Raw genomic sequence first — 3471 nt, forward strand, 5'->3', positions numbered from 1 at the left:
AAGTTGCCGCCGCATAGCCTACGACTTACCCTCGCACGTTGATATGATGCACAGCCACCAGAATCTTACCTGGGACGGGCTGTCCGTCCTCAGTCGCCGGGGTGAAAGTGCTGTAGAGAACCAGGTTCCCGATCTCCAAAAGTTTCTTCTTATCCGGACGCCCATTGGGAACTGAGAAGTCCGTCGCGATTCCTTTTTCGTTCACCGAAACTTCAACCACGAAGTCGCCCATCGTCCCCAAAAACGGCGAGAGATCGTCTACCGCGACCTGCGTATGCACGCCGATCGGAACATCCTTGTTCAAATAGAGCTGCAGGTTCAGGTTGTCCACGAGCGTCCCGAACAAAATCACCGAAGACATCAGTCCGCCGGCAGCAGGTACCGCGAGCGGCTTCAGCAGGTTAGAGAACTCAATCGATAGCTTCTCCAGCCAGCGATGACGCCGCACCCGGCGCTCGCGTTCGTGCGATGCGATGACGCGCACCCTGGCGGCCACATCGCCCGGTACTGCCGCAACGGGCAACTGCATCAGATTCTGGCGGATCGCTTCGTCGTTCAAGTGCGCCTCCCGCATAACGAGATGTTCGAAGGCTCGGGGCCAAGGGTTTCGGTCAAAAGTTGTCGCAGCGCGGCGCGGCCCCTGGTGATGCGACTTTTGACGGTTCCGATCGAGATGTTCAGGACTTCGGCAATTTCGTCGTAGTTCAGGTCCTCAATGTCGCGAAGCACCACGGCTTCGCGGAAGTAGGGATTCGTGCGGGTCAGCGCCTGCTCGATCAACGCGTGCTTTTCGCGGGTCAGCGCGCGGTCGAAGGGCGAAGGCTCCAGGTCCGGCACGCTGCGCTCGCGCGGCGCTTCGTCGATGGCGCCTTCGTCCCAGCAAACTTCGTTCTTCTTGTGGCGGAACGACCAGCGGCGGCGGTTGTGCGCCTCGTTCACCGCGATCCGGTAAATCCATGTCCGCAGACTGCTCTTCCCGCGAAAGGTGTGGATATTGCGGAAGACCTTCAGGAAGACATCCTGCACGATATCTCCGGCGTCCGCTGGATCGGAAACCAGGCGAAGCGCCAGGTTGTACACGGGCTGCTGGAACCGCATGATGAGCAGTTCATAATCGCTTTCGCAGCCGGCCTGCAACCCTTGGATCAGCCGCTGGTCTTCGGCGAGGACCGCGGACGTCGCCTGCTCCGGATAGTTGCGGCCAAGCAGATCGGCGATAACGGAGGAGGCCATGTCGATTCAATGCTACTACGGGATTAGACACCGGATGCATGAATCCGGTTCCCGTCAGACGAACACGTACCAGATCGCCAATCCGAGGCTCGCGACGATCACGGACCCGATTAAGATCGCGGTCACCGCGTTGGCTCCCAGCTTCGAGCCAAGTCTTGTCTGGCTGAAGATGAATCCGAGGACAAGAAACAGGATCAGGTCAGCGATTCCATGCGTCGTCCAGTGATGACCGGTAAGTTGCTTCATACCGGCAGTCAAAGATGCACTTACATCCTTTGCCAAGGCAAGAGCCGTGTTGAAAAGGATCGTGACTGCGGCGGCTAGAACAAAGCCCGAAGTTGTCTTATCTAGAGTTCCGGAAGTCATTTGGAATGGTTAGGGAGTAGCGCGACCTTAACGCCGTGATCGATTACCGCTCCGGCGCCTTCCACGGCCATCCCGGTGATCACGATCAGAGCCGACGCGGATAAGACGAGTTTGCGCGCCGCCGCGTTCGCATATAACTTCTCGCGAGTTATCAGGGGCAGCAGGAACGCCAGGATCGCAGTGGCGAAGAACAGGTGTTCTTTCGTCTCCATGAAGAAGTTATGAGCCAACGGCCAGGGACCTTTAAGGATGAGCGCTTTCTCCGCGGGGTAAAAGTGCACGTACCAATAGCCGCCGCAAATCCACGACGCAGCCATGCAGAACGCTGTGATCCACGCAGCCGTCTTAATGCGGCTCGCGTTGCCAGGCTGCGCGTTCAGCGCTTCGATGAACGCCCAGAAAGCCGCCAGACAACCGGTGACACCGAAAGCAGCATGCGCGAGTAGCAATATGTCGATAGTCTGTATCATCTGATTAATCCTGGGGGCGGTAGACCGTTGAATGCCATTCCCGCGGGAGTATCCGTGTCACCCGGCTTCTTATCGTTGCCCTTGCCCCACGTCCAATAGAGTCCAAGGTACGCGTAGTTCTCGGTCTGACCTACAGCCGTGTGTCCGTAACAGAATAGTAACTGAAATCCGGGATCTCTGAACTTATAATACCCGCCCACATCGACCAATGTCGCGGGTCTAGTCTGCGCGGTAGCCAGGCCTTCCGGACCGTGGTAGAAGACTTCACTACCGAGAGTAACTTTCTTGCCGAGATCGCGCTGAACCAGCCAACCGGCAAACGGGAAGTTGCGATAGCCGGGCGCAGGCACGACGGTGACTCCGCCGCCGCCGTAAGTCGTCCACGGACCGAAGCTCTTCTGCGCCCAAAGCGGCACTTTGTACCACGTCCGGCCGACCCCCAGACCCTTGGATGCGTCTCCCGTGGGAAGTTCAAACATCGTGAAAGTACCGACCATCGGCCGGTGCTTGCTCTCCTGAATGAAACGGAGTTTGATCCCCAGTTCGATGTCGCCCAATCCAAAGGCGCGCGGACCGGCGCCGGCCGGCGCAAGCGCGGGATTGTTCGAGGGGAAGATCGCCGCGGCGGGAACGATGACATGCAGGTGAACGTTGGGCAGCGCGCCCCAATTGAACTCGATCGCCGGACCCGCCGTGTCCGTCTCGACTCCCGTCCCGTCCGACGACGCGAAGGTGTAGAACTCGTAGTGCCGGAAATCGATCGGTTCCGGGTCGTCCGTTTGGAACGGCGGCCCGGCAACAGCAGCGGACGAGGCGACGAGCAGCGCCGCGAATAAGATCGTGGATTTCGGCGTTGCCATGCGAGAGCGCTCACCATTGTAGCGGCTGGCGCGCGCGGATGCAGGGCAGCTTCCTTGGAATCCCACTCCGTGTTGCTACATTGGGCTTGTAGTCTTCCTTCCCTCCTGAACGACATGAAGCTCATCCTCTCCGTTCCCCTGTTTTCCGGAATTCTCTTCGCGCAGACAGCCGCGCCTAACTTGTTGAGTACCCTGTCTCTTGCGGAATCCGGCCACTGCCAGCAGGCGTTCCCGGCCATTCCGCGCAACCTATCCACCCTCCGCGACCCCGGCATCCGCAAACGTGCCGGACTGGCAGGCCTGCGATGCGCCACCGAAGCCGGCGATACGGCGACCGCGCTCGGATATCTCAGCCAGCTTGCATCCGCATTCCCGCGCGATCCCGATGTGCTGCTCAGCTTCACTCACGCGTTCTCCGCACTCGCGGATCATGCCGCTGACGAACTGCATCAAGTCGCGCCTAACTCGGCGGCCGCGTACCAGCTCGCGGGCGAATCGGCCGAAATGGCGGGCAAGGTCGACGATGCCATCAACGAATACCG

General features: G+C 59.6%; 5 protein-coding genes and 1 pseudogene. 1 reads left to right on the forward strand and 5 read right to left on the reverse strand.

What is annotated here, in order from left to right; translation table 11 throughout:
* Window positions 1-25: 25 nt before the first annotated feature.
* Genes H1Y01_RS01785 through H1Y01_RS01805 form a run of 5 tightly spaced genes read right to left on the reverse strand, consistent with a single transcriptional unit; the run spans window position 26 to window position 2929 of the window.
* Window positions 26-574 (reverse strand): hypothetical protein, encoded by a 549-nt coding sequence (locus H1Y01_RS01785; RefSeq protein WP_180538380.1) that lies wholly within the window; start codon window positions 572-574, stop codon window positions 26-28.
* Window positions 556-1233: an RNA polymerase sigma factor gene (locus H1Y01_RS01790; protein ID WP_180538381.1), complete on the reverse strand. Its 678-nt coding sequence runs from the start codon at window positions 1231-1233 to the stop codon at window positions 556-558. Before H1Y01_RS01790 ends, H1Y01_RS01785 begins: the two co-directional genes overlap by 19 nt.
* A 54-nt stretch (window positions 1234-1287) precedes the next feature.
* Window positions 1288-1599, reverse strand: a complete 312-nt coding sequence (locus H1Y01_RS01795; RefSeq protein WP_180538382.1) for a hypothetical protein — start codon at window positions 1597-1599, stop codon at window positions 1288-1290.
* Entirely contained in the window at window positions 1596-2069 is a 474-nt protein-coding gene (locus H1Y01_RS01800) for a hypothetical protein (protein ID WP_219341183.1), read from the reverse strand. The genes H1Y01_RS01795 and H1Y01_RS01800 overlap by 4 nt, the downstream gene beginning before the upstream one ends.
* Window positions 2066-2929 (reverse strand): hypothetical protein, encoded by an 864-nt coding sequence (locus H1Y01_RS01805; RefSeq protein WP_180538383.1) that lies wholly within the window; start codon window positions 2927-2929, stop codon window positions 2066-2068. Before H1Y01_RS01805 ends, H1Y01_RS01800 begins: the two co-directional genes overlap by 4 nt.
* 69 nt (window positions 2930-2998) lie before the next feature.
* Here H1Y01_RS01805 and H1Y01_RS01810 point away from each other — a divergent pair.
* Window positions 2999-3471, forward strand: a pseudogene (locus tag H1Y01_RS01810) (hypothetical protein); the annotation flags it as partial.

This window comes from Nevskia soli (assembly GCF_903970205.1).
Lineage (GTDB): Bacteria > Acidobacteriota > Terriglobia > Bryobacterales > Bryobacteraceae > Bog-113.